Below are 24925 nucleotides of genomic sequence, written 5' to 3' on the forward strand. Positions count from 1 at the left end.
ACGTTGTCCAGAATCGGGTATGTTCCGCTAGAACACGTTCTAAATTCGGGAGGGCCGTCGTGCCGGATCAGGCGTGGTCGAGGTTCTGCCGGGCGTTGGAGAAGGCCGGCGAGGTGGTCTTCTCCGGTCCGGACACCGCGCTGGACCGCGCGGAGGGCTACCGCTATCTCGCCCGGCTGACCCGCGAGATGCTGTACTCCTGCCTGGACAACGCCGATCCCGACTTCCCGCGCTTCCACGAGCTCGACCTGGTGAAGATCGGCGCGGACAACCCGGACAACGTCTACCTGTCCGCGAACATCCGCGGCGACCGGACCTACCGGATCACTGGCACCCGCGGCACGATCGCGTACTTCAGCATCGGTTCCAAGGCCAACCGGTACGCCAAGGACGGCACCATGGCGTCCACCGGCGAGCTGACCGACGCGGATCTCGTGGTCGCGCCGGACGGCACGGTGGAGATCATCGCGAGTGCCGCCGAACAGAGCGGGAACTGGCTGCCGCTGGCGCCGGACTCCACCGGACTCGTCGTCCGCCAGACCTATCTCGACCGGGCCGCCGAAGTGCCCGGTGAGTGGCACATCGAGCAGATCGGCGGCCCGGCCGAGCCCGCCGAGCTCACCCCGGAGTTCCTCAGCAAAGCGCTGGGGCGGGCGGCGTTGTCCGTGCACGGCACCGCGGCCACGTTCGCGCACTGGACCCGCACGTTCATGGCACGCCCCAACGAACTTCCCGACTTCGGCCAGGAGATGTTCCAGCGCGCGGGCGGCGATCCGGAGATCTTCTACCTGCACGGGTACTGGACGCTGCGGCCGGGCGAGGCGTGGGTGATCGAGACCGAGGTGCCGGACTGCCCGTACTGGAACTTCCAGCTGGACAACTGGTGGATGGAGTCGCTCGACCACCGCCGCAAGATCACCGTCAACAAGCACACGGCGGTGCTGGACGCCGACGGCAGGCTCACGATCGTGGTGGCAGAACGCGATCCGGGCGTCGGGAACTGGATCGACACCTGCGGCCACAGCTCCGGCACCGCGTTGCTGCGCTGGCTCGGCGCGGCCGACCACCCGATCCCCAAGTGCCGCGTGGTAACCCTTGAGGAGATTCGATGACGGTCACGACCGCGCTGAACGTCGACGAGTTGCTGGAGAAGGCCTCCGCGAAGACCGGTCTTTCCGACTTCGGCGACGACTGGTTCCGCGAACCGCTGGACGTGCTCGTCGGGAGCCTCAACACCGAGGCCGCGCTGTCACCGCTGGGTTTCGAGCTGACCAAGCACCGGCTGACCGCACTGCTGTCGGACCGGTTGCGCCTGCGTGAACTGCAACGCAAGCATCCGTCCGTGCTCGACGTCGAACTGCGCGTGGCCGCCGAGATCTGCGGCCTGCCGCGCACCGGATCGACGCTGCTGCACCGGTTGCTGGCGGCGTCACCGCAGGTCACCTCCACGCTGTCGTGGGAGGTCGCCTACCCGCTGCCGTTCCCCGGCGAGGGACCGGACGCCGCCGAACGCAAACGCCGTGCCCAGGAACGCATGCAGATGTTCTCCCAGCTCTCCCCCGACTTCGGCGACCTGCACACGGTCGTGTGGGACGGCCCGGAGGAGGACGTGATCCTGCTCGACCGGACCTTCGTGTCGATGAGCTACGACTCGTTCTACTGGGTGCCGACCTATGGCGACTGGCTGCGCTCCGCCGACCAACGCCCCGCCTACCGTGAGCTGCGCGAGTGGCTACAAGTGTTGCAGTGGCAGCACCCCGCTCGCGACCTGCCCTGGGTCCTCAAGTCACCGCACCACCTGACCGCCGTCGACACCGTGCTCAGCGAGTTCGAGGGCTGCAAGATCGTCATGACCCACCGCTCACCGGTCAACGCCGTGCCGTCGTACGCCTCGATGGTGCGTGCGATGTCGGCGCAGTACAGCGACAACGTCGATCCGGTCCGAATTGGACAGTACTGGTCCGGCCGGTTCGCTCGAACGTTGCAGGACTTCGCCACCGCGCGTGCGGCACGTCCGGACCGGTTCGTGGACGTGCGGTTCGCCGACACCGTCAGCAAACCGCTGGAGGTCGCCCGCCAGGTGCTCGACGCGCTGGGCCTGCCGGCCGGGCCCGCCGACGACGCGGCGTTCGAGGCGTACCTGGAGCAGAACCGCACCGAACGGCACGGCTCGCACTCCTACGCGCCACCGGACTTCGGGCTGTCCGAGGACCAGCTGCGGCGCGACTTCGCCTTCTACTCGGAGGTTTACCTGTGATGCTCCAAGACGAGGTCGTGGTGATCACCGGCGTCGGCCCCGGCCTGGGCTCGAAGCTGGCCGTCCGCGCCGCCGCCGCGGGCGCGAAGGTCGTGATGGCGGCGCGTTCCGCCGACGTGATGACCCAGGTGGAGAAGGACGTCACGGCGGCCGGCGGTGAGGCGGTCGGCGTGCAGTGCGACGTGCGCAGGCCCGAGGACGTGGCGAGGCTGGTGCGGACCGCCGTCGACCGGTTCGGCACGATCACCGGCCTGGTCAACTCGGCGTTCGGGCACCCCGGCTTCTTCGACCTGCTGGAGACGCCCGAGAAGGCGATCCGCCGGTCGATGGACATCATCCTGTACGGCGCGCTGACCGTGACCCGCGAAGTCGTGCCGCACATGAAAGCGGCCGGGCGCGGCTCGATCGTCAACATCGGCACCATGACCACGCGCAAGCCGATGCGCGGCGAGGGCGGGTACGCCGTGGCGAAAGCCGCGATGGCGACCGCGACCCAGTTCATGGCGCTGGAACTGGGTCCGCACGGCATCCGCGCGAACCAGGCCGTCATGGGCTGGCTGGACGGGCCGGGTGTGCGTTTCTACCTGCAAGTCAACGCCAACGCCCGCGGGGTGAGCGAGCAGGACGTCTACGACGAGATCGCCGCGCGCAACCCGCTCGGCCGCATCCCGACCGACGAGGCGTGTGCCGGCGCGGTGTTGTTCCTGTTGTCCCGCGCGGCTTCCGAGATCACAGGTGCGGTGCTGGACGTCAACGGCGGGGAGTACATGCCGGCATGAGCGATTTCATGATCGAGTCCGTGACCGTGGAGATCGACGCGCCCTCCGAGTTCGTCTGGAGCGTGCTGCTCGACTACCCGAACTATCCACAGTGGAATCCGTACACCCTCGCCGTCGCCACGACTTTGGCCGTCGACTCGCCGATCGACCTCACGCTGCCCAAGCCCGATGGCAGCGAGGGGACGTGGGTGAGCCGTGAGTACGTCCGGGTCGTCGAACCGCCCAGGTTGTTGCGGTACGACACCGGTGACACGTTTCCCGGCCTGCTCGGCGTACGTGACCAGGTGATCACACCGCTCGGGGCCGATCGGTGCGGCTACCACACGTTCGAGACGTTCACCGGCAAGTACGCGGAGGCGGTCTTCGCGGCGCAGGGCGCGTACGTCAAGAACGGCTTCGACTCCGTCGCTCACGCCCTTCGCGACCGGGTTGCCGCGCTCACGCTGACACCGTGAGCAGTTCCTCGACCGCGGCTTCCGGACCGCCGTGGGTGAGGTGCGCGATCGCCAGCATCGGCGCGATCACCTGACTCCAGCCGAACAACCGATCACCGTCGAGCCCACAGGCGGCCGCCACCACCTCGCACCGGGTCGCCACCCCCTCCTGCCCCGCGCCGGCGACCACGAGATCGGCGGCGTCGAAACACGGATCGCCCAGGCACGCCTTGGGATCGATGGCCATCAGTCCTGGTTCGCCGACGAGTGCGTTGCCCAGGTGCAGGTCACCATGCAGCAACACGGACGTCTGCGTGTCCAGCAACCTCTCACACCGCCGCTCGGCCCTTTCCCACGTGGCCGCGGAGATCCGTGCCCCGATCACCGGATCGGCCAGCCGCCGCCCGATCCGGGCGAAGGACTCCTCGCACCGCGTCCGCAACAGCCCGACCGGCCGCGCTGGCACACCGTGCAGCGCCGCCAGCAGATCCGCCCACAGCCGCGGCAGCCCGTCGAACGGCAGGTCCTCCGCGAGCGTGCCCGGCAGCACCTCCCGCAGCACCACCGCGTCCCCGTCGGCGGCCAGCACCGCGGGCACCCGTCCCGACGCCGCGAACAGCCCGAGCATCCCGGTCTGAGCCGCCAGCAACTCGTGGTCAGGACTGAGCTTCAGCACCGCGGGCGTGCCGTCGGCCCACCGGCACCGCAACACCACCGACACCGCACCGGGTTCGAGCTCCTCCCCCGGTTCCAGCCCCCACCGCTGCGCCAGCCGCGCCACCCTGTCCGGCACCTCAGCACACCAGGCGGCGACCCCAGGCCCGAACCGGACCGCCAGCCGTGCGGTCATGCTCCCCAGATCTTCCACCCGGCCACGCTACCCACCAGCCGAACAGCACCACCGCCGCCGCTCCCCCGAACAGCACGCCGGCCAGCGTGGCCTCCTTCAACACCCCCATGAACACCCATCCGAACGACAGCAGCAGCGAGCACCGCATGATCCCCAGCTTCTTCGCGCGCCACCCCGCGACGGCCAGCAGCACCGCGCCCACGATCGACCCGGCAGAAGCCGTCACCGGTATGCGCCACAACCCGTACGAAAGGTCCACATAGGACTCCATCACGACCGCGGCGGCCTGCTCCAGACCCATCCGGTCCACCAGCTCGAACGCCGTCAGATCGATCCCCGAGAAGTACAGGCGGGCGAAGAGCGACGCCACGAACAACGCCGCTCCGGCCAGGGCCAGCCGCCCGCCGATCTCCCGCGCGAACACGATCACGGTGGCGCACAACAGGATCGACGCCAGCGCGAACAACGCGTACCCGGCCGTGACCAGTCCCGGATCGTGCGCGTACGCGGCCAGCTGCTCCGGCGCCGCGAACGGGTCGGCGGCGAAGCGCGCCCGGTCCAGCCCGGCCGTCTCCACCCCGAGGTGCCGCACGAGCAACGCGGCGAACCAGACCACCGGACCGACCATCAACACGAGAACTCTCATGCCGCCCAATCCTGGACACCAGCACCCCTGCCGGGATCAGACCACGGTCCGAAGTTGCCAAAATAGATGATGGCTGTAATCTAAATCCGTGGAACTCACCAACGCAGTCGCCGTGATCACCGGCGCCAACCGCGGTCTCGGCCGCGTCCTCGCTGCTCAGCTGCTCGAACGGGGCGCCAAGGTCTACGCGACCGCCCGCCGCCCGGAGTCCGTCGATCTGCCCGGCGTGACCCCGCTGTACCTCGACGTCACGAAACCGGAGTCGATCGCCGAGGCGGCCGCCAAGGCCGGTGACGCGACGCTGCTGATCAACAACGCCGGGATCTCGACGCACACCTACCTCACCAAGGGCGACCTCGACTCGATCAGGCTCGAGATGGAGACGCACTACTTCGGCCCGCTGGCAACGATTCGCGCGTTCGCACCGGTGATCGCGGGCAACGGCGGTGGCGGCATCCTGAACGTGCTGTCCGTGCTGTCGTGGGCGCACCTGCCCGACTACGGCGCCTACGCGGCGGCCAAGGCGGCGGCCTGGGCGTTGACCAACGCCGCCCGCTCCGAGCTCGCCGACCAGAAAATCCAGGTCAGCGCCCTGCACGTCGGGTACATGGACACCGACATGGCGGACTACGTGGCGCCGGAGAACAAGACCTCACCCGAGCAGGTCGCCAAGATCGCACTGGACGGGTTCGCCGCGGGACTGCCCGAGATCCTCGCCGACGACCTCAGCCGCGCCGTGAAGGCCGGGCTTGCCGGTTGACCCACGACCCGCCGCGGCGGCACGCGGTCACGCAGACCGGTGCCGCCGGGCCGTCAGCTCGCTCCGCACCGTCTCCAGGATCTCCATGGACAGCGGCGTTTTCCCGGTGGCCCTGGCCAGTGACAGCGCACCGACCAAAGTGGACAGATCGACCACCGCCCTGCGGCGAGCCGCCTCCCGATCGGCGGGCAGACCCTCCAGGGTGGTGAGGGACTCCAGGGTCTTCGCCAACCCGTCCGCGTACGCCGTCCTCAGCGGCGCTTCGCCGCTCGCGTGCGCCGATTCCCCCGCGAGCGCCGTGTTCGGGCACCCGGTTCCGGGCTCGTCCCGATGCCGCGCCGACAGGTAGTCGTCCACCAGCTGGCCCCAGGCGTCGTCGTTGCCCGCCAGGTTCGCGAGATCGGCCAGCATCGACCCGAACGCGACCTCGGTCGCGATCCCCAGCAGTTCGTCCTTGGACGCGAAGTGCTTGTAGAAACCGCCGTGACTCAACCCCGCGGCACCCATGACGTCCTGCACGCTGATGCCGGCACTCCCGCGCTCCCGCAACAACTGCGCGGTGGCCGTGACGATCTGCTCGCGGTGCTGCGCCGCCTCGGCGCGGGAAGCCCTGCCCACGTCCGCAGGATACCCCAGAAAGATGATGGCCGACTTCTAAGCGTGAGTAGTTGTACCGATGCCGCCGGGGATCGCCGCCAGCACGCTCGAAGCGTGACCCAAATCGTCCGCGACCGGCACGCCGCGTTGCTCGGCTTTGCCGCTTCGGCAACCCTGCTCGCCGCCGCCGTCGTCACCTACCTGAAGGACTCCCTCTCCTCCCTCGGCTGGCAGGGCGGCGAGTACGCCTACGCGTTCATCTGGATCACCATCGGCCTGATCGTGGCCGGCGCCGTGCTCAGGGCCACCGCACCGAGTCCGTGGCGGTCGATCGGCTCGGGAATGGCGTGGGCGGGCGCGGTCGGCGTGCTGGTGGTGATCGTGCTGATCATCTTGTTCATCGTGGCGTTCGCGAACTGGAATCCCTAACCGAACCGGCCGTGCACGTAGTCCGACGTGCGCTCGTCCGACGGCGCCTCGAAGATCCGCTTGGTCGGGCCAGACTCGACGATCACGCCCGGCGTGCCCTGCTCGGCCAGGAAGAACGCGCATTGCTGTGACACCCGCGCGGCCTGCTGCATGTTGTGCGTCACGATGATGATGGTGACCTCGTGCGCGAGTTCGGCGATGGTCTGCTCGATGCGGCGGGTCGAGGTCGGGTCCAGGGCCGAGCAGGGTTCGTCCATCAGCAGGACCTTGGGGCGCACGGCCAGGGAGCGGGCGATGCACAGGCGTTGTTGCTGGCCGCCGGACAGGGCGCCGCCCGGTTGGCGCAGGCGGTCCTTGACCTCGTTCCACAGGCCGGCTTTCGAGAGGCACTCCTCGACGAGCGCCTCCTTTGCGGACCTGCCGGCGCGGATGCCGGTGAGTTTGAGGCCCGCCAGCACGTTGTCGTGGATGGACATGGCCGGGAACGGGTTCGGCTTCTGGAAGACCATGCCGATCTGTTTGCGGGCGTCGGTGAGTTTGCGGCTCGCGTCGTAGATGTCCTGGCCCGACAGCAGGACCTCGCCGGCGAGGGTGGCGCCGGGGACCAGTTCGTGCATGCGGTTGAGGATGCGCAGGAACGTCGACTTGCCGCAGCCCGACGGGCCGATCAGGGCGGTCACCGAACCGGCCGGCATGTCCAGGGACACGCGGTCCAGCACCTTGCGGTCGCCGAACCAGGCCGAGATCGAACGTGCGTCGAGCATGGGACTCTCCCGAGGTCAGATCAGGTTGGGCAGCAGGGCGGCGGCGTGGTCGGCGAGGGTGAGGCCGAGCGTGCCCAGCAACGGCACGCCGACGACCCACGCCTGCCAGCGGCCGATGCGTTGCCGGAGGTAGACGACGGCGAACGCGCCCGCGGCGAGGACCAGTGCCCAGATCGCGACCGGGACGAGGGCGGTCAGATCGCTGGCCATGACGCGTTCGTTCTCCGGCACCGCGAACGACGGCAGCACGCCGGAGCTCGGCACCACGTCGGTGGTCAGTTTCGCGTCCACCCACAGGACGTCGGTCGGCATGAAGTACGGGCCGTCCGCGGTGACGAGGGTCAGTCCGCCTTTGCCCGCCTGCGGGGTGTGCCGCTGGGGTGCGCCGGCGCGCCGGACGCCCTGGACCTGGAAGCGGTGTTCACCCTGGCCGGTGGTCACGCGGATCTCGTCGCCCGGCACGACCTTGTTGATCTGCGCGAACGGGCCTCCGTAGCCCGCGCGCCGACCGAAGATGACCGAACTTCCCGCCTGGCCGGGGAGAACCGAGCTGCGCAGGTGGCCAGGGCCGGACGCGAGAGCTGACGCCGACGTGCCTTCGCCGACGACCTCGCGGACGCCCAGGCGTGGCACCTCGAGGATCGCGATGGGCGTGCCGGCCTCGATCAGGCGGCCTTCGTCGTCGAGGGCCGCGACCGGGGCTGTCGCGTTGGCCAGGTCGACCCGGAGGTCGCTGTGGGCGCGGTCCTGGTCGCGTTCGTGCTTCAGGGCGCCGACCAGGGTGAACTGGGCGACGAAGCACAGCAGCAGCGCGCCGAGGATGCCGCAGACCTGGCCGGCCAGCCGCAGGTCCGACTGCTCGTGCACCTGAGACGCGTCTTGAACAATCATGTGCGGCGCCTGCGAACCACGATGAGCACCAGGCAACCGATCACGACCAGCAGCGCGCCCAGGATCATCGCGTACCGCATCGGCGAACCGGTGACCGCCAAGCCGATCTGCTGGCTCCCCGACCCCGCGGTGGTGGTCGTGGTGTCCGTCGGCGCGCCGGTCGTGGTGTCCGTTGTGGACGTTGTCGGCTGGGTGGTCGTGCCTGTCGTCGTGGTGGTGGTTGTCGGCTGCGTGGTGCTCGTCGTCGGCGGCGCGCCGATCACCTGCCAGCTGGTCGCGTCCGTGAAGCGGATCCCGGCGGTGAACGTGCGGTGCTTCGTGCCCGCGAACGACTCGATGCAGTTCACCTCGACCCGGTAGTCGCCAGCCTGGATGGTGCCGGCCGCGTCGACCGCGATGTCCTTGAACGACAGGTATTGCAACACCGCGATCGGACTCGTCTTGGAGAACCCGACGTCGGACGGCGTCGCGGCGATCAGGCCGTTCTGGAACACGCCCGGGCCGAAGATGAACATGTTGTAGTTGTCGGACGCGTTGTCACCGCAGCCGGTCGAGGTCGTGTAGGTCGGCGCCTCGATGTCCTTGCCGCTTTGTCTGCTGACCGTCAGCGTGAACGACCCACCGGGACTCGAAGTGGTAGTGGTCGGCTGGGTTGTGGTCGTACTGCTGGTCGGCTGGGTGGTGGTCGTGGTCGATGACGTCGTGGTGCTCGAGGACGTACTGGTGCTCGAGGACGTGGTGGTCGTGGTCGAGGACGTCGTCGGCTGAGTTGTCGTGGTCGTCGTGGTCGTGGTGGTCGTCGGCTCAGTCGTTGTGGTGGTGGGCTCAGTCGTCGTGGTCGTCGGCTGAGTCGTGGTTGTGGTGGGCTGAGTCGTTGTGGTGGTCGAAGAGGTCGTCGTCGGCTCGGTCGTGGTGGTCGTCGTGGTCGTGGACGTGGTGCTGCTCGGATCCGTCGCCTGGTAGTGGGTGGCGTCGGTGAAGAACAGCTCGCGGGTGAAGGTGCCCTTGACCTCCTGCGTGAACAGGTCCACGCAGTTGACGACGATCGTGTACTTGCCGGCGACCACCGCGGTGCTGTTGTCGAGCGCGATGTCCTTGAACGACAGGCCCTGCAGCACCGGGAACGGCGCGGAGCTGGAGAACCCGACATCGGTCGGCGTGGTGCCGATCAGGCCGTCCACGAACCCGCCGGGGCCGTACACGAACAGGTTGTAGCCGTCGGAGTCGGTGGTGCAGCCCGCGGACGTCGTGTAGGTCGGAGCGGTGATGTCGAGCCCGGAGACCGGCTGGACGGACAGCACACCCAGGGTCGCGATCGGCGGCTCGGCCTGGCTGGGGATCACGGCGACGAGAGCGGCGAGGCCGGCCAGGCTCAGGGCCGCGGCCGCGCCCGCCAACAGATGTCTCTTACGCATCAGCATCTCCCCGGGAAGACGGCCGGCGCCGGAACAGCGCCATGCCGAGAGCGATCACGACGCCGCCGCCGACGACACCGATCGCGATGTGCAGAAACGGTTGCGTGCCACCGGACTCAGCGGCAGCGGCCTCGGGCCACACCTCTTCCGGCGAAGGAGGAACAGCGGTCTGAGGATCAACGGTCGGCGCGGAGGCCGTCTCCGGCGCCAACGGCGCGGCCGGGCGCTGCGGGCCCTTCGCCTCGCCGATCGCGACGTACCTGGCGTCCGCACCGAAGTCGATCGACCCGGTGAACGCGCCGAAGCTCTGCTGGCTGAACGAGTCGATGCAGTGCAACGCCAGCTCGTACTTGCCCTTGAACGTGACGTTGTTGTCGGCCGCGAGATCCTTGAAGGTCAACGTGACCGGCACCTCGAACGGCTTGTCGTGCGTGAGGCCGACGTCCCCGTTCGCCACGATGACGATCCCGGCGTCCGGCAGCCCCGCGCCGCGCATCGTGGCGAAGTACCCGGTAGCGGCGGCAGGACAGCCGGCGGCGGTCGTCAGCCGGACCGGCGCGGCGTCACGGCTCTCCCCCGGCGTCACGACCAGCTTGCCCAACGGCGCCGCGGCAGCAACCCCAGGGGTCAGCAACAAGAACAACGCAACGAGAACGCTACGCACCCACACGTTCGACCTCCCGCGCAGGAGTGACCGGAGAAGGCTTCGACCTTCGACGACGCAAGGTCAGAAGCACCAGGACAAGAGCGATGAAGCCAAAGGCGATGACGACCACCCAGGGCGGAGCGGCCGTGGTCGTGCGGGCTTCGGCGACACCGGGAAGCGGCGCGGTCCCGGCAGGCGCGACGGGCTCGATGTGCGCCACACCGTCAACCCAACCAGCGGGAAGAACACCATCGACCACAGCACTCACCCGGAACGTGCTACCGGGCAACAGCTCCGGCAGATCAGCTACCGCGGGTCCGTCCACAACGGACCCCCACGGCGTCTCGACCCACATGCGCTGCTTGCCACCCAGACGCACGTTCCCGGTGTTGCGCACGACATAGCTCAGGGCGACCGCGCCGGAGCCGAACCACTGCCCGCGGTAAGAAGCGGTCAACCCCTCGATGCTCAACCGAGGCGTGAGATCACCCGAAACACGCAGATACACGCGCGCACCAACCCGTTGCTCAACGGCGACGCGCTGGCCGTCGGACCCTGTGGCCGACGTGGTCAAGGAAGCCACGATGCCGCCGGTGTGGTCACCAGGCGTGGCGTTCGCGGGCACGGTCAGGGCGAAGGGAACGATCACCGTCGACCGCGGCGCGACCTCGACCTCGGGGCGGTCCGCGATCACCCACTTGCCGACGTCGGCAGACTCGCGACCGGAGGGCAGCAGGTCAAATCCGCCCTCGGGGGTGTTGAACGCGTCGCTCGCGTACACCCGCAGCTTCAACGGCTGCGCGGAAACGTTGGAGACAGCGACGAAGTCCCGGACGACCGCGCCGGGAGTCGCGCTGTAGCTGAAGTTGTTGCGGGAGTCCGGCGCCTCCGCGGTCGCCGGCCGGACACCGAACGTCGCGGGTTCGGCGGCGTGCGCGGGAACCGCGAACCCCACCAGCAAGAGGCCGGAGACGAGGATGCGCCAGAGCATGATCTGACTCCTTGGTAGAGCGTGAGGGCGGGCCGGAACCCGCCCTCACGAGGCGGAAATCAGATGGCAGTGAGCGTCAGCGTCGCGGTGTAGGTACCGGCCTGCGTCGACGTCGGCACCTTCAGTGCCAGGTCGGCCGACAGGTTCGCGGTGCCGTTGCCACCCAGCGACGCCGCCGTGGCGAGCGTGCGGGCGGCCGCGAGACCGAAACCGGCCGGAGCAGCGGTTCCCGGCACGAGCGCGTTGGCGGCTTCGACGACAGGACCGGCGGTGATGTTCTGCACCGGCGACTTGTCGACGATCTTCGGCGCCCAGCCGAGGTTCGCGCCGTTGATGGCGTTGGCCCCGCTGGCGAAGTCCGTCACCTGACCAGAGACGTTCCAGCCGGGGTTACCGGCACGGGTGTCCGTGACGGTGATCGGGTTCAACGCACCGGAGGTCGTGAGGAGCGAGCCGTTGGCGGCCATGACCGGCGACGGCAGCGTCACGTTCTGGTTCGCCACGCTGATCAGCAGCTCGCCGGCCTTGACCTCGGTGGTGATGGTCTCCGAGGCCGAGACACCGGCGAACGCCGTGATCTCCAGCGGGATCGCGGCCGAGGTCGAGGCCTCGAACGCGCCGGAGGCGGGCACGAACTTCGCAGTCAGGCTGTGCGCGCCCACGGCGAGCGACGAGGTGGTGAAGGAAGCGGAACCACCCGACACCGCGACGGGGTTGCCCAGGTTCGCGGCACCGTCGACGAACTGCACGGAACCGGCAGCGCCGGCCGGAGCCACGGTCGCCGACAGCGTGACGGTGCTGAACTGCGCCGCCGTGCCACCGGGCGTGACCGCCAGGGACGTCGTGGTCGGCGTCGCGACCGGAGCGTTGACCTGGTACGCGACCACGGCCGACGTGGAGCCCGAGATGTTGCCGGCGGAACCGGTGAACACCGCGGAAAGCTGCCGTGCGCCAACGGGAAGCGCGGTCGTCGTGAACGTGGCGACGCCGTTGTTCACCGCGACCGCGGGGCCGAGGTCGCCCGCGCCGTCCTTGAACTGCACGGCGCCGGTGGCCGAGGCCGGGGTGACGTTGGCGGTCAGCGTCACCGAGGTGCCCTGAACCACAGGAGCGTTCGGGGACACCGAAAGCGCGGTGGTGGTGGTCACCGGCGCGTTCGGGTCGGTCGCCTGCCACGCGGTCGCGCTGGTGAAGTAGATGTCACGGGTGAAGGTGCCGAGCACCTGCTGCGTGAACAGGTCCACGCAGTTCACGGCGATCGTGTAGGTGCCGGGCGTGATCGTCGTGGTGTTGTCCACGGCGATGTCGCGGAACGACAGGCCCTGCAGCACGGTGATCGGAGACGAGGTGGAGTGGCCGACGTCGGTCGGCGTGGTGCCGATCAGGCCGTTGGTGAAGCCACCCGGACCGTAGACGAACAGGTTGTAGCCGTCCGAGCCCGAGACACACGGCGCGGAAGTGGTGTAGGACAGGGCGTCCAGGTCGTTGCCGGCCTGCTTGCTGACCGACAGCGTGCCCAGGTTGCCGACGGGCGGGGCCGCGAGCGCGGTGCCCGAGGTGCCCAGAGCGGCCATGACGGAGACCGCGAGAACCGCCACACCACCGGCGAGGCGACGGAAGTTCGTACGCACAGCTGACCTTTCCCGTGCCATCAGGGGGTGACGATCTGCGTGGAGCCGCAGTTCGGGTTGATGCCGAAGCCGAACTGGGTGATCACGTCGGTTCTGGTGCAGACGAGCGAGGTGCCACCGACGAAGAGCTGGTTGTAGTTCGCCTCGGAGAGCTTCGGCGACGGAACGACGTTGTAGACGTCGCGCTTGAACGACGACGAGGTGTTGAGGATCGTCGGCGCGACACCGTTGAACGTCGCGAGCACCGCCTTGCCCTGCGCGGCCGGCGCGTTGCCGTAGACCTGCGCGGCGTACACGGCGATCGAGTACGGGAGGATGTGCTTGGTGTCGGTCAGGTACGTGCCGACGTGCTCCTGGATCGGCTCGTTGTTGACGTCGACGTCCACGACGCACGGGAACTGCGTGGTGTAGGTCGCCGTGTTGGTGAGGCCGAGCTGCTTCAGGAAGAAGTCACGGCTGCCAGAACCGAACTGCGGCAGCAGCGGCTTGAAGTTCGTGCCGACACCCGGCGCGGTGCAGTTGTAGATCGACTTGAGCTGCGCCGTGGTGAGCTTCTTGCTGACCGTGCTGTCACTGCGGACCGCGTAGGTCATGGCGTCGACCGCGAACGGGATGTAGGTCAGGTTCTTGCCGGGGAAGGTCGACGCGCTGTTCGAGGACGAACGCGCGACCTGCACGCAGCCGGTGTTGCCCTCGACGGCGGCGACCAGCGCGTTGACGCCCTCACCGGACGAGGCCGGTCTGGGGATCACGCACCCGGTCTCCTTGGTCTGGATCGTGGCCGAACCACGGGCGTCGTAGGAGCCCATGACCTTGGTGCCGTTGATCGTGACGGCGTCGGACAGGCCGTTCATCACGGTCTGCGTCGTGTCCGAGCCAACGGCGACGATGTCGCGGAAGGTGGGAGTACCGGTCGGGTCCGCCTGGGCGGGAGCGGCGACCAGGGCGGCCGCGGCCATCGTGGCGACGGCAGCGCAAAGCAAACGCTTCGAGCTCACTGACGTATCCTTTTCTGCGAAAGGTGGTGCGCGGACTGGTGTCCGGGCACAAAGCAACCGGTCGGACCGGCTCGTGTCCGGAGCGGCATCTCCGTCACGGGCCGGGCTGGCTCACCTCCTCGGGTCCTCGTCTCACGCGGCTCGAAAGCCGCGACATCAGGGGGCCGGCCACGGTCGCGAGTCCGCCCGCGATCAGGGCGACGGCCAGCAGGTGGCGCAGCAGCCAGCTCACCGGCATCGACGGCGTGTCCCGCAGCGCGGCGACCGGCTTGGGCGTCGGCGTCTCGGACGGTTTCGCCGGTGGCACGGCTGGTGGCTGCGGCGGGTTCGCCGGAGCGTTCGTCGTCGGCGCGGGGTTGTTCACCACGTTCTCGGTGGCCGGTGGCGGATCGTTCGGCGTGGTGATCGGGATCCCGGCGTCACGTTCGATCACCGCGGCGGCCTCGCCCGCCTGTCTGCGCAGCGAGTCCGGCAACGGCAGGTAGCCCCTGGGCAGCTGACCGTCCGCCTCGCCCAGCGTCTGGCCGGGACCGGAGGCGAACCGCAGGAACTTCGCGTACTCGGCACCGGCCGCTTTGTCCATTGCGGACGGAACGGCGGCCGCGTAGGTCACGTTCGGCAGCGGATAGGCCCTGACGTTCCTGCCGGCCGGGTTCGCGATCTTGACCCCGGCGACCTCGGTGGGCGACAGCTGGTCCAGGGCCGCGCCGAGCGCCTCCGGGGTGGGAGCGACGAACTGGCCGGCGGCGTTGCGCAGCGAGGCGGCCGGCAGCCCGTACCGCTGAGCCGTCGCGGTGTCCACGACCGCCAGCAGGCTGCGCTCTCCCGTTGGCTGCCGCGGCGAGCGCGAGTAGCCGGGCTTGGACGGGTCGAGCGGGTCCGGCAGGCCGTTCGGCAGCTTGCCCAGCGTGTCACCGCGGCTGATCGCGCGGCCGCCCTCGTGCAGGTCGGCGGAGAGCGGCCGGGACAGCAGCGCGCAGTCGGGGCCGAGCGGGAACGCCAGCTCCTTGCAGCTCAGGTCGGCTTTGGGGTAGTTCGGCAACGGCAGCGCGAGGTTGCGGTAGTTCTGGTTGACGACCATGCCGAACGGGTCCGGCGAGCCGTCCAGGAACGCGCGGGCGTCGGTGTCGCCGTTGATCCACGTCCACAACGCCTTCGTGGCGTCGAGGTCGGCCGACGGCGCGAGGATGTCCAGCGCGTTCATCAGCGCGCCGTAGACCTTGAACTCCTCGTTGATCGCCAGGAAGTCCGGGTCCTCGTTGAGCCTGCGCGGGTTCCGTCGCAGATAGGGCTGGTTGCCGGGCACAGCGTCCCGGTACGACTGGGTCAGCAGCTTCGCGACCAGCCGCGGGGTGAGGTTCAACGAGGTGATCAGCTGGCCATCGCGTTGCCACACCTTGGGATCGGTCTCGACCTCGGGGCCGCGTGACTGGCGTTCCAGCACGAACGCGATCGCGTACCCGGACACCGCGACCGGCGCGTAGACCGTGGGTTTCCCTGGCGAGGCAAGTGGTTCGCTGGTGAACACCATGCCCGGCTCGTCCAGGCCGAGCTGGTCGCGGGCGATGCCGTCGGGCACCTGGGTGAACCCGAACACCGAACCGCCGTTGGCGCACAACGCGGGCTGCCAGCGCGCGATCGCGTCGGCGACGAACTCGTGCCCGGTCAGCGGTCGTTCCGCGACACCGATCGGGCACGCCCGCCCGACCGGGCGGAAGTCGAGCCGGACCGCGATCCTGTTCTCCCAGTTGGACTGCGACAGCGGTGACGAGTCGAGGTTGTTGCCGGTGTGGTCGACGCCGACACGACGCCCGTTGACCTCCTTGTCGCCGCGGGGAACCACGACGAGCCAGCAGTGCCGCGGGGTGTTGTTCACGACGGTCCCGCAACCGAGGCCGTACGCCTCCAGCGCGGTCTGCGCCTCGAAGTCGATCTCGCCGGTGCCGTCCGCGCGGGTCTTGGCGAACGGGACCTCGTTGGTCGTGCCGGCGTCGAAGAACTCGCCGTAGGACGGGGTCTTCTTGCCCGTCACGGCGTGGAACTCGGTGAACGCCGCGCCGGTCGCCGGGATCGGCGTGGGCTCGCGCGGGTCCTTCGGGTCGTTGTAGGCGATCTGGCGGCTCTTGGTGAAGTTGCCGAGCCCCAGCCCGCTCTGCGCTTCGAGGCCGCCGAACTGGCACTGCTCGCGCGCCGGGCCCGCCGGATCATCGCCCCAGCACTGCATGATCTGCAGGTAGTTGGTGGCGAACCTCCCCACCGGGCCGGTTTCCTCGCCGCCGGTCCAGCTGACCCGCACGGTCTGGTTGATCAGGTCTCTGGTCTGGGCCACCGTGATCTCGAGGCCGGCGAAGTCGCCCTTGCCGGACACCGTGACGGCCGAGGAGTCCTGTGCCGCCGCATCGGTCGGCCACACCACGACCGCGCTCACGAACAGCAGCGCGGCGAGCACCATCCTGATCATCGGTCGCCTCCCGGTCTGCGCATCCAGCGTGAAACGAGCGGCGGGCCGAAGATCAGCACGACCATCAGCACCGTGATCACCACGATCAGCAGCGAGGAGTTGTTCTGCCGCAAGCTGACCGACACCGGCGTGGCCGTTGCGCTCTGCCCCGACCTCCGCACCGTCTCGCCGGTGACCGGGTCGACCACGTCCTCACCGACAGCAGCCGGATCCGCCGGCGCATCTGTGGGGTTGCCGGTCGGGTTGACGCCGTTCGTGTTGTTGTTGCCGGTCGCCGCGTTGTTGTTGTTCTCGGTGTTCTCGGTCGCGCCGCCGGTGCCTTCCTTGCACTGCGTGGTCCCCTGTTTGTCGCAGTCAGGCGGCTGTGGCGCGTTCGTCGCGAGCGTGTTCGACCCGTCGGCGGAGAACGTCGGGTTGTTGCACTTGCTGATGTCCTTGTTCTGCCTGGTGGTGCCGGGAATCCGCGCGACCTGGTCGAGCCCGGCGCGCACCAGGTTGATCGGCAGCGGCGAGAATCCGAGCCGGTCGGCCTGCTGCTGGCCCTCGCACAGGAAGTAGTAGGCGAAGTCCGAGAGCGTGCGGCCCTTGTCCTTGTTGAACTTCCCGCCCTCGGCGATCGGCAGGATCATGTAGCTGTAGCTGGACATCGGGTAGCTGCGCGCGTCGCCGTTGGTGTAGACGGCACCGAGGTCCTGGGTCAGGTCCTGGTTGATCTTCGCCTGCATCAGCGCGACGGCCACCGCCTGCGCCTTCGGTTCGACGTAGTAGCCCTTGCTGTTCAACAGCTTCGCCACCGGGAACCCGGCGTTGCGGGCGTAGGAGTACTCGACGTAGGTGATCGAGCCCTCGCTGCCGTCCTGGCGCACGTAGTTCGCGACGCCGAGCGAGCCGGACTGGCCGACCGCGGGCGCGATCAGCGGGTAGTTCGAGGTGAACCCGCACGGCGTGGCGCGCTTGGCCTTGCGGCAGTACTCGTCCCAGATCCCGCCGTGCCGCGCGGCCATCCAGGCGGTGAACTGCGCGCTGGTACCGGATCCGTCCGACCTGACCACCGGGACGACCTTGCGGTCCGGCAGCTTCAGGCCGGGATTGTCCTTCGCGATCGCCGGGTCGGCCCACGACGTGATGCCGCCGGTGAAGATCTTCGTGACGACTTCGCCGGACAGCCGCAGGTTCGTGACCCGCTTGCCGCCGATCTTGAGGTTGTACATCAGCGACGTGCCGCCGGCGACGATCGGCATGTAGGCGTACGTGCCGTCCTTCGGTGGCACGTCCCGCACGCCCGCGTCGGTGAGCCCGTACGGGATCTCGGAGACGGCGAAGTCGACCTGACCCGCCTTGAACTGGTTGCGGCCGTCGGTGGAGCCGGTGCCCGCGAAGTTGATCCGCATGCCGTACTGCACGACGTTCTTGCGCCACTGGTCGAGGGCGTTGTAGCTCCACGTCGACCCGGCGCCGCTGATCGGCGTGTAGTTCTGCGCCTGGGCCGGTGGTGCGGCGAGCAGAAGCACCGCGAGGAGGACAGCCAGTCTCTTCATCATCTTCCTCCGTGGGCACGGCCGCCGATGAGGCGAGCGAGCACGAACAGCACGAGCACGAGCGCCATCAGCACGGCCGCGGCGCCGAACCCGCGCTGTTTCATGGTTTCCTCCGACGACGTCACCAGCTGGAAGGTCGCGAGCGGCAGCGACACCTGGGAGTCCGCGAACGGGTTCCAGTTCAGGAACGGCGTGAAGCCCGCCGTGATCAGCACCGGTGACGTCTCCCCGATGCCACGCGCGGTCGCGAGCAGCACGCTCGTGGTGAGGCCGCTTCGAGCCGTCGGCAGCACGACGTGCCAGACGGTCCTGAGCTGCCCGGCGCCCAGCGCGTACGAGGCTTCCTTGAGCGAGCTCGGCACCAGCCGGACGACCACGTCCGCGGCCCTGATCATGATCGGCAGCATCATCACGCTGATCGCACAGCCCGCGGCGAAACCAGAGCGTTGAAAGCCCAGCACGAGGATCAGCGACGCGTAGACGAACAGACCGGCGACGATCGAGGGCAGCGCGGTCATCGCCTCGACCACCGTGCGCACGAGCCGGGTGAACATTCCCCTGGTCTCGTTGAGGAAGATCGCGCAGGTGAGTCCCAACGGGACGGTGATGACCAGGGCGATCGTGATCTGTTCCAGCGTGCCGACCGCGGCGTGCAGCACACCACCGAGTTCCAGCGGGTCGAGCGTGCCGGCGTCGGCCATGTCCTCGGTGAAGAAGTTGAGGTGCCCCAACGCCTCCACGCCCATGTAGATGGGGTAGATCACGATGAACACGAGTGCTCCCAGCGCGATCAGCGCGAGGCTGTGCACGACCGCCGACGCCAGCTTGTCCCGCACGGCCAGCGAATCGTCGTCGAGCGACACCATCAACGCGTACAGGGCGAGGAAGACCGCGTAGGCGATGGCGACGAACCCGACGACGCCGGAGAACGGCGCGATCTGGTCGAACAGCAACCCGGTGAGTGCGGCGGCGGCCGTCAGGGAACCCAGCACCGCCGTGATGTCGGTGCGTCTGGCGCTGTTGGTGGCGCGGCGTACTTCCGTGCCGATCATGTTGGTAGCGCTCATCAGGATCCCTGCCCAGATCTGCTGCGGGCGATCACCGCGGAGGCGGCGAAGTTGACGACGAGGGTGAGCAGGAACAGCGCGAGCCCGGCGGCCATCAGCGCGGAGAGCCCGAACGGGCTGGCCGCGCCCCACCGCGAGGCGATGAGCGCCGACACGGAGTTGCCGCCGCTGCCGAGGATCTGGGTCTGGATCGTGAAGACCGGCGCGATGATCATCGCGACCGCGATCGTCTCGCCCATGGCCCGGCCGAGACCGAGCATGGTGCCGCCGATCATGCCGCTGCGCCCGAACGGCAGCACGACACTGCGGATCATGCCCCACCTGGTGGCACCGAGCGCGTAGGCACCTTCGCGTTCTCCTTGTGGCGCAGTGCTGAACGCTTCTCGCATCACCGAGCAGATGAACGGCATGACCATGAACCCGACGATCAAGCCTGCCCAGAACGTGGAGGTGACGTAGGCCGAGTCGGTGGCGAGCGGGTCGTCCGGGTTCGCGCCGTCCACGTGCAGGAACGGGATCCAGCCGAACTGGATGGAGATCCACCGCGGCACGTCCACGCCCTGCCACTGCAGGAACGTCGACCCGAACAGGCCGTAGACGACGCTCGGCACCGCGGCCATCAGGTCGACGAGGCTGGTCAGCGCCCGCTTCGCCTTCCGCGGCGCGTATTCCGAGATGTAGAGGGCCACGCCGAGCGCGAGCGGGAACGCCACGACCAGCGCGACCGACGCGATCAGCACCGTGCCGACGAGCACCGCCGCGATGCCGAAGTTGAGCGAGTCGGGCTCCCACGCCTGGGTGGTGAGGAATCCGAACCCGCTTTTCGAGATCGCGTCGGCGCCGCGGGTGAGCAGGAACAACCCGACCGTCGCCATCATGACCAGCACGGCGAGCCCGGCGGCGCGCAGCACCAGCCGGAACGCGCGGTCGATGCCACCCGGCGCGCGGAACCGGCGGCGTGGACCGTCCGGTTCCTGGGCGCGCTCGAGCGGCTCGGCACTGATCAACTGCGTCATCGGGGCGGCTCCGACGTTGCGGGAGGACTCTTGTCTCGGGTTTCGAGGCGAACGCAAGCACAACCCGTGAAAATGTCGCCGCCCCGGCTTGATCGTGAACAACGAACGAACGCGACCGACGAATTGGAAGCTATTGCTCCAAACCGGCTACAGGTGCATCGGCTGCCAATTCAACAAAGCTGCGGAACGCGTACTGCGCCTGAAGTCGCCGTTGGTAACTGCGACACGACACAGCGAGATCGACGCCGCCGAGTTGCAACCGCCACGACCACAACTGCGCGTCCCTGGTCAGCAGTGCACGTCCGTTCGCAACGAGTTCGCGCAGCTCGGCAACCGCTTTCGCGCATTCGCTGTCCGTGGGATACGGCGCAACGGCCTTTCCCAGGCCGCGATTGTTCGCCGAGAGTAATCGCCACGTCACACTGGCTCGCGCGGCGGATCTGTAGATCTGAAAACGGGCAACCGCCATGGCGGTCCTCCCCCGCTGGTTTCGGCCCCGACGCCGAGCGGAATGTTTCTTTTAGAAAGTTGACGACAGATTAAGAACCAGCCTGCAAGAGGTGTCCAGTTTCCTCACTACGGACTGCATGACCATTGGTGACCGCTTGACTACAGCGACAGTGACAGGCCACGCAGTGCGCCGGCGATCTGCTCGCGGTGCGCGTCGAGGGCGTCCCGCGTGATGCCTTCGGCTGAGGCGCGGGCGATGTCGTCGGTGGCGACCTTGAGCACGGAGCTCATTGCCGCGGCCCGCACCCGGACGTCGATCGTGACGACCGGCCGGCCCATGCGTTGCGCGAGCACGTCCGCCAGCGCGTCCTCCGCCCGTTCGCGAAGCATGAGGTACGCGGCGCGCAACGCCGGTTCGTGGTGGGTCAGCCGCACGACGGCCAGCACCGCCTCGATGTCCTCGTCGGACGCCGAGTCCAGCAACGGGCTGTAGGCCTCGCGCAGGTGGTCGATCAGTTCGAGCTCGGCCGGCCAGTCGAGCAGCACGGCGCAGAACGCGTCGACCATCTTGGTGAGCAACGGCTCGACGCAGGCTTCCTTCTGCGGGAAGTAGCGCCAGAAAGTGCGTTCGGAGACGCCCGCGGCGTGGGCGATCTGCTCCCCCGACGTGGCGGCCACGCCCTGCTCGCTGAACAGCCGCACGGCGTGGCGCGAGATGTCCACGCGCTGCCGCTGACGTTGCTCGTCGCTCACCGGGGGCCGCCCTCGGCGCGGTGTCCCGTTTTCTGTCGCGACGTCCGTCATCAGCCGATTCAAGCACGTCACCCAGCAGAATCAATTAGTGGCAGAGAGTGCCAACAAACGCTACGGTCGAGTCATGAGCACTGCCACCGAACGCCTCCGGCTGCCGTTCACCAGGCCGAACATCCTCGAGCTCGCCCCGCTCTACGAGGTCCTCCGCCGCGAGGCGCCGATCACCCCCGTGACCACGCCCGCCGGTGATCCCGCCTGGCTCGTGACCCGGTTCGAGGAGGTCCGCCTCCTGCTGGGCGACAAGCGGTTCGGCCGTTCCCATCCCGAACCGGAGAAGGCCTCGCGCATCTCCACCGCGGCCGTGCAGGACGGCCCGACCGGCGAGTACTCGACCGAGGAAGCCGACCACACCCGCATGCGCCGCCTGCTGACTCCCGCGTTCTCCGCCAAGCGGATGCGGATGCTGGGCGAGAACATGGAGGAGCTGGTCGACGGATACCTGGACCGGCTCGCCGCCGAACACGAGACCACCGGCGTGGTCGACCTGCACCGCGGGCTCGCGTTCCCGTTGCCGGTGGCCATGATCTGCCGGCTGCTCGGGGTGCCGGAGGAGGACAACGAGCAGTTCGCGTCCCTGTCCGAACGCATGGCGGGCACCGAGATCGGCGAGGAGGCGCACCGGGCCCGCGAGGAGTTCTTCCGCTACATGGTCGGACTCGTCGAGAGCAAGCGCGGGCAGCTCGGTGAGGACGTGATCTCCGACCTCGTCCGCGCCCAGAGCGAGGACCCGTCGTTCAACTACGAGGAGATGGTCCGGCTCTGCGTCGGCCTGCTGTTCGCGGGCCACGAGACCACCGTCAACCGCATCGGCCTCGGCGTGCTGTTCCTGCTCACCGACCGTTCCCGCTGGGAAGCCCTCACCGCCGACCCGGACGGCCGGGTGGACGCGGTGGTGGAGGAGGTCATGCGCCTGGGAGCACCCGGCGACCTCGGCCTGCTGCGGTACGCGCGCGAGGACGTGGACATCGCGGGCGTGACGATCCTCGCCGGCGACGCGGTGGTCCTCTCGATCAACGCGGCCAACCGCGACGTCGAGGTGTACAGCGAGGCCGAGGAGTTCAACCCGGACCGTCCGGAAAGGACACACCTCGGCTTCGGCCACGGCGCCCACTTCTGCATCGGCGCCTCGCTGGCCCGCACCGAGCTGCGCGTCGTCTTCTCCGCCCTGGCCCGCCGCCTGCCGGACCTGCGCCTGGCCAAGGACCTCGACGCGCTGGAGGTTCGCGCCACGCTCACCGGCGGCGTCGCCGAGCTGCCCGTCACCTGGAGGTCGGCGTGAAGGTGGTGGTGGACCAGGGAAAGTGCGTCGGGGCCGGGCAGTGCGTGCTGGCCGCCGACGACGTGTTCGACCAGAACGACGACGACGGCCTGGTGGCGTTGCTGGACGCCAGCCCGCCGTCGGACCGGCTGGCGGACGTCCGGCACGCCGCGGCGGTGTGCCCGGCCTCGGCCATCGTCGTCGAGGACTGACGCCTTCGCGTCGATCCACTTATCGCCGGCTGGATGCCGTCTGCAAGTACCACCAACTCTTGATCAAATCGCCTCTGACTACACCCAACAGGCAGGAGGATTTGTGACAGCTACTGCTTCATCAGCGGCTCGACCAGCTTCGTGCCGTCCGCCTTGCCCACGAAGCAGTAGATCAACCGGTCCGAGCTGCGGTACCCGTTCTCGGTCTTCACCTTCCACGCCTCCGCGGTCGGGATGATCACCCAGTACCGCAGCGTCTTCTCCTTGTCCTGCCCGTTCACCTTGGACGACAGGAAGGTGCGCGTGCAGCCGGTGCCGCCGATCTTGGTCAGCTCCTCGACACCGGGATAGGGCACGTCCTTCTCGATCTCGGTGTTCGCGAGGACCGTGTCCAGCAGCTCGACGTCGTGTTCCGCGTAGCAGCCGACGCGGTCCTTGGACTCGATCTTCCGGGCGTCCTTCGCCGGCAGCCAGGTCAGGCAGGAGTTGCGGAACGCCATCAGCGAGTCGTGCTTGAGGTCGCCGTCCGGGCCCATGGTGAGGACCGGCTGCATCGCGGGTGTGCTGGCGGGGCCGTCGGTCAGGCCGATGGTGGTGAACATCGGCTTGAACACGGTGAAGTACAACAGGACCAGCGCGCCCACCAGGAACAGCGGGACCAGCGTCGCCGAGAGGATCAGGCCGACCGGGCGCTTCCGGCGGGGCGCGACGGGGACGGGCGGCGCGCTGATGAACTGACCGACCGCGATCGGCCGTGAACGACTTCTACCGCCTGTTCACGGCGCCCGGCGTCGACCACTGCTTCGGCGGCAACGGCCCGCAGCCCACCAATCCGCTCGGCGCACTCGTCGACTGGGTCGAGAAGGGCAAGGCGCCGGCGACCCTGGCCGCGGCCACCGCCGACAGCCAGCGCAACCTGTGCCCGTACCCGCAGGTCTCCCGTTACACCTACGGCGACCCGAAGGCCGCTTCGAGCTACCGCTGCGCCCGTTAGCAAGCAAGTCGTACCGGGCGTTCGGGACGGCGGCGGACTTCGTCGTCGTCCCGGCGCACGCCGTGGCGTTGCCTTGTGACCAAATCCAGGTGCCGAACGACCGCAGTCACCACGCCGGTCATCTGACAGGCTCTGTTCTGTTCGTAGCTCGACCAGAGTCGCTCCTGGAAGCGACGGAGGACGGAGAAACGACATGCCCGCGATCACCACCCCCGACGGTGTCGAGATCTTCTACAAGGACTGGGGCACCGGTCAGCCCATCGTCTTCAGCCACGGCTGGCCCCTGTCGTCAGACGACTGGGACACCCAGATGCTCTTCTTCCTGGGCCACGGCTTCCGTGTCATCGCGCACGACCGCCGCGGCCACGGCCGTTCGTCCCAGGTCGCCGACGGCCACGACATGGACCACTACGCCGACGACCTCGCGGCACTGACCCAGCACCTCGACCTGCACGACGCCGTCCACATCGGACACTCGACGGGCGGCGGCGAAGTCGTCCACCACCTGGCTCGCCACGGCGAATCCCGCGTCGCCAAGGCGGCCATCCTCGGCGCGGTCCCGCCGTTGATGGTGCAGACCGACGCGAATCCCGGCGGGCTCCCGAAAGCGGTCTTCGACGACCTCCAGGCGCAGCTCGCCGCGAACCGCTCGGAGTTCTACCGAGCCCTGCCGTCCGGCCCGTTCTACGGCTACAACCGGGACGGCGCCGAACCGTCCGAGGCGATCATCCAGAACTGGTGGCGCCAGGGCATGATGGGCAGCGCCAAGGCCCACTACGACGGCATCGTCGCGTTCTCGCAGACCGACTTCACCGAGGACCTGCAGGCCATCACCGTGCCCACGCTGGTGATGCACGGCGACGACGACCAGATCGTCCCGATCGCCGACTCCGCGCTGCTCTCGGCGCCGCTGCTGAAGAACGGGACCCTGAAGGTCTACCCGGGCTTCCCGCACGGCATGCCGACCACGCACGCCGACGTGATCAACGCCGACCTGCTGGAGTTCATCCGGTCCTGACCCAGCCAGG

The 24925-nt window shown here is 68.7% G+C and carries 26 protein-coding genes and 1 pseudogene; 10 read left to right on the forward strand and 17 right to left on the reverse strand.

What is annotated here, in order from left to right; genetic code table 11:
* Positions 1-59 precede the first annotated feature (59 nt).
* From SK803_RS17075 to SK803_RS17090, 4 genes are read left to right on the forward strand one after another with little or no spacing between them, the layout of a single operon-like run.
* Positions 60-1112, forward strand: a complete 1053-nt coding sequence (locus SK803_RS17075) for a DUF1214 domain-containing protein (protein WP_319966994.1) — start codon at positions 60-62, stop codon at positions 1110-1112.
* Positions 1109-2257 (forward strand): sulfotransferase family protein, encoded by a 1149-nt coding sequence (locus SK803_RS17080; RefSeq protein WP_319966995.1) that lies wholly within the window; start codon positions 1109-1111, stop codon positions 2255-2257. The genes SK803_RS17075 and SK803_RS17080 overlap by 4 nt, the downstream gene beginning before the upstream one ends.
* A complete protein-coding gene (locus SK803_RS17085; RefSeq protein WP_319966996.1) occupies positions 2257-3036 on the forward strand; it encodes an SDR family oxidoreductase in 780 nt (259 codons plus the stop codon). The genes SK803_RS17080 and SK803_RS17085 overlap by 1 nt, the downstream gene beginning before the upstream one ends.
* Positions 3033-3491 carry an SRPBCC domain-containing protein gene (locus SK803_RS17090; RefSeq protein WP_319966997.1) on the forward strand — a complete coding sequence of 153 codons (459 nt, stop codon included), beginning with the start codon at positions 3033-3035 and terminating at the stop codon, positions 3489-3491. The genes SK803_RS17085 and SK803_RS17090 overlap by 4 nt, the downstream gene beginning before the upstream one ends.
* Here SK803_RS17090 and SK803_RS17095 read toward each other — a convergent pair.
* Positions 3475-4320, reverse strand: a complete 846-nt coding sequence (locus tag SK803_RS17095) for an aminoglycoside phosphotransferase family protein (protein WP_319966998.1) — start codon at positions 4318-4320, stop codon at positions 3475-3477. The genes SK803_RS17090 and SK803_RS17095 overlap by 17 nt on opposite strands.
* Entirely contained in the window at positions 4265-4966 is a 702-nt protein-coding gene (locus SK803_RS17100; RefSeq protein ID WP_319966999.1) for a hypothetical protein, read from the reverse strand. Before SK803_RS17100 ends, SK803_RS17095 begins: the two co-directional genes overlap by 56 nt.
* 88 nt (positions 4967-5054) lie before the next feature.
* Here SK803_RS17100 and SK803_RS17105 point away from each other — a divergent pair, with 88 nt between their 5' ends.
* A complete protein-coding gene (locus tag SK803_RS17105; protein WP_319967000.1) occupies positions 5055-5726 on the forward strand; it encodes an SDR family oxidoreductase in 672 nt (223 codons plus the stop codon).
* Positions 5727-5753: 27 nt separating this feature from the next.
* On the opposite strand, the gene SK803_RS17110 is transcribed toward SK803_RS17105, so the two are convergent.
* Positions 5754-6344 carry a TetR/AcrR family transcriptional regulator gene (locus SK803_RS17110; protein WP_319967001.1) on the reverse strand — a complete coding sequence of 197 codons (591 nt, stop codon included), beginning with the start codon at positions 6342-6344 and terminating at the stop codon, positions 5754-5756.
* 93 nt (positions 6345-6437) lie between these two features.
* Here SK803_RS17110 and SK803_RS17115 point away from each other — a divergent pair, with 93 nt between their 5' ends.
* Positions 6438-6752 (forward strand): hypothetical protein, encoded by a 315-nt coding sequence (locus SK803_RS17115; RefSeq protein ID WP_319967002.1) that lies wholly within the window; start codon positions 6438-6440, stop codon positions 6750-6752.
* Here the strand turns inward: SK803_RS17115 and pstB are convergent.
* From pstB to SK803_RS17180, 13 genes are all read right to left on the reverse strand, one after another.
* Positions 6749-7516, reverse strand: a complete 768-nt coding sequence (pstB, locus tag SK803_RS17120) for a phosphate ABC transporter ATP-binding protein PstB (RefSeq protein ID WP_319967003.1) — start codon at positions 7514-7516, stop codon at positions 6749-6751. The genes SK803_RS17115 and pstB overlap by 4 nt on opposite strands.
* Positions 7517-7531: 15 nt before the next feature.
* Positions 7532-8407 carry a sortase gene (locus SK803_RS17125; protein ID WP_319967004.1) on the reverse strand — a complete coding sequence of 292 codons (876 nt, stop codon included), beginning with the start codon at positions 8405-8407 and terminating at the stop codon, positions 7532-7534.
* Entirely contained in the window at positions 8404-9822 is a 1419-nt protein-coding gene (locus tag SK803_RS17130; protein ID WP_319967005.1) for a hypothetical protein, read from the reverse strand. The genes SK803_RS17125 and SK803_RS17130 overlap by 4 nt, the downstream gene beginning before the upstream one ends.
* Complete coding sequence (locus SK803_RS17135) at positions 9815-10492, reverse strand: hypothetical protein (protein WP_319967006.1); 678 nt, start codon at positions 10490-10492, stop codon at positions 9815-9817. The genes SK803_RS17130 and SK803_RS17135 overlap by 8 nt, the downstream gene beginning before the upstream one ends.
* A complete protein-coding gene (locus tag SK803_RS17140) occupies positions 10479-11459 on the reverse strand; it encodes a WxL protein peptidoglycan domain-containing protein (RefSeq protein ID WP_319967007.1) in 981 nt (326 codons plus the stop codon). Before SK803_RS17140 ends, SK803_RS17135 begins: the two co-directional genes overlap by 14 nt.
* Positions 11460-11518: 59 nt before the next feature.
* Positions 11519-13090: an Ig-like domain-containing protein gene (locus tag SK803_RS17145; RefSeq protein WP_319967008.1), complete on the reverse strand. Its 1572-nt coding sequence runs from the start codon at positions 13088-13090 to the stop codon at positions 11519-11521.
* Between the two features lie 20 nt (positions 13091-13110).
* Positions 13111-14088, reverse strand: coding sequence for a substrate-binding domain-containing protein (locus SK803_RS17150; RefSeq protein ID WP_319967009.1), 978 nt, complete (start codon positions 14086-14088; stop codon positions 13111-13113).
* 94 nt (positions 14089-14182) lie between these two features.
* The gene (locus SK803_RS17155) at positions 14183-16549 is read right to left on the reverse strand and encodes a hypothetical protein (RefSeq protein ID WP_319967010.1); all 2367 of its coding nucleotides are present in this window, start codon (positions 16547-16549) and stop codon (positions 14183-14185) included.
* Positions 16546-18087, reverse strand: a complete 1542-nt coding sequence (gene pstS / locus SK803_RS17160; protein WP_319967011.1) for a phosphate ABC transporter substrate-binding protein PstS — start codon at positions 18085-18087, stop codon at positions 16546-16548. Before pstS ends, SK803_RS17155 begins: the two co-directional genes overlap by 4 nt.
* Complete coding sequence (gene pstA / locus SK803_RS17165; protein ID WP_319967012.1) at positions 18087-19154, reverse strand: phosphate ABC transporter permease PstA; 1068 nt, start codon at positions 19152-19154, stop codon at positions 18087-18089. The genes pstS and pstA overlap by 1 nt, the downstream gene beginning before the upstream one ends.
* Positions 19154-20170 carry a phosphate ABC transporter permease subunit PstC gene (gene pstC / locus SK803_RS17170; RefSeq protein ID WP_319967013.1) on the reverse strand — a complete coding sequence of 339 codons (1017 nt, stop codon included), beginning with the start codon at positions 20168-20170 and terminating at the stop codon, positions 19154-19156. Before pstC ends, pstA begins: the two co-directional genes overlap by 1 nt.
* Positions 20171-20300: 130 nt before the next feature.
* Entirely contained in the window at positions 20301-20639 is a 339-nt protein-coding gene (locus SK803_RS17175; protein WP_319967014.1) for a hypothetical protein, read from the reverse strand.
* A 140-nt stretch (positions 20640-20779) separates the two neighbouring features.
* Positions 20780-21373, reverse strand: a complete 594-nt coding sequence (locus tag SK803_RS17180) for a TetR family transcriptional regulator (RefSeq protein WP_319967015.1) — start codon at positions 21371-21373, stop codon at positions 20780-20782.
* A 124-nt stretch (positions 21374-21497) separates the two neighbouring features.
* Here SK803_RS17180 and SK803_RS17185 point away from each other — a divergent pair, with 124 nt between their 5' ends.
* Positions 21498-22712, forward strand: a complete 1215-nt coding sequence (locus SK803_RS17185) for a cytochrome P450 (protein ID WP_319967016.1) — start codon at positions 21498-21500, stop codon at positions 22710-22712.
* Positions 22709-22903: a ferredoxin gene (locus tag SK803_RS17190; RefSeq protein WP_319967017.1), complete on the forward strand. Its 195-nt coding sequence runs from the start codon at positions 22709-22711 to the stop codon at positions 22901-22903. The genes SK803_RS17185 and SK803_RS17190 overlap by 4 nt, the downstream gene beginning before the upstream one ends.
* A 110-nt stretch (positions 22904-23013) precedes the next feature.
* Here SK803_RS17190 and SK803_RS17195 read toward each other — a convergent pair whose 3' ends face one another.
* Complete coding sequence (locus SK803_RS17195) at positions 23014-23547, reverse strand: hypothetical protein (RefSeq protein ID WP_319967018.1); 534 nt, start codon at positions 23545-23547, stop codon at positions 23014-23016.
* 110 nt (positions 23548-23657) lie between these two features.
* Here SK803_RS17195 and SK803_RS17200 point away from each other — a divergent pair.
* Positions 23658-23897, forward strand: a pseudogene (locus SK803_RS17200) (tannase/feruloyl esterase family alpha/beta hydrolase); the annotation flags it as partial.
* A gap of 193 nt (positions 23898-24090) precedes the next feature.
* Positions 24091-24915: an alpha/beta fold hydrolase gene (locus SK803_RS17205; RefSeq protein WP_319967019.1), complete on the forward strand. Its 825-nt coding sequence runs from the start codon at positions 24091-24093 to the stop codon at positions 24913-24915.
* Positions 24916-24925: the final 10 nt, after the last annotated feature.

The organism is Lentzea miocenica (assembly GCF_033949945.1).
GTDB lineage: Bacteria > Actinomycetota > Actinomycetes > Mycobacteriales > Pseudonocardiaceae > Lentzea > Lentzea miocenica.

Coding starts and splice junctions, on each gene's coding strand:
- SK803_RS17205 (WP_319967019.1), top strand. CDS start 24,091: ATGCCCGCGATCACCACCCCCGACGGTGTCGAGATCTTCTACAAGGAC.
- SK803_RS17185 (WP_319967016.1), top strand. CDS start 21,498: ATGAGCACTGCCACCGAACGCCTCCGGCTGCCGTTCACCAGGCCGAAC.
- SK803_RS17085 (WP_319966996.1), top strand. CDS start 2,257: ATGCTCCAAGACGAGGTCGTGGTGATCACCGGCGTCGGCCCCGGCCTG.
- SK803_RS17080 (WP_319966995.1), top strand. CDS start 1,109: ATGACGGTCACGACCGCGCTGAACGTCGACGAGTTGCTGGAGAAGGCC.
- SK803_RS17100 (WP_319966999.1), bottom strand. CDS start 4,966: ATGAGAGTTCTCGTGTTGATGGTCGGTCCGGTGGTCTGGTTCGCCGCG.
- pstB (WP_319967003.1), bottom strand. CDS start 7,516: ATGCTCGACGCACGTTCGATCTCGGCCTGGTTCGGCGACCGCAAGGTG.
- SK803_RS17155 (WP_319967010.1), bottom strand. CDS start 16,549: ATGATCAGGATGGTGCTCGCCGCGCTGCTGTTCGTGAGCGCGGTCGTG.
- SK803_RS17095 (WP_319966998.1), bottom strand. CDS start 4,320: ATGACCGCACGGCTGGCGGTCCGGTTCGGGCCTGGGGTCGCCGCCTGG.
- pstA (WP_319967012.1), bottom strand. CDS start 19,154: ATGAGCGCTACCAACATGATCGGCACGGAAGTACGCCGCGCCACCAAC.
- SK803_RS17175 (WP_319967014.1), bottom strand. CDS start 20,639: ATGGCGGTTGCCCGTTTTCAGATCTACAGATCCGCCGCGCGAGCCAGT.
- SK803_RS17090 (WP_319966997.1), top strand. CDS start 3,033: ATGAGCGATTTCATGATCGAGTCCGTGACCGTGGAGATCGACGCGCCC.
- SK803_RS17125 (WP_319967004.1), bottom strand. CDS start 8,407: ATGATTGTTCAAGACGCGTCTCAGGTGCACGAGCAGTCGGACCTGCGG.
- SK803_RS17130 (WP_319967005.1), bottom strand. CDS start 9,822: ATGCGTAAGAGACATCTGTTGGCGGGCGCGGCCGCGGCCCTGAGCCTG.
- pstS (WP_319967011.1), bottom strand. CDS start 18,087: ATGAAGAGACTGGCTGTCCTCCTCGCGGTGCTTCTGCTCGCCGCACCA.
- pstC (WP_319967013.1), bottom strand. CDS start 20,170: ATGACGCAGTTGATCAGTGCCGAGCCGCTCGAGCGCGCCCAGGAACCG.
- SK803_RS17140 (WP_319967007.1), bottom strand. CDS start 11,459: ATGCTCTGGCGCATCCTCGTCTCCGGCCTCTTGCTGGTGGGGTTCGCG.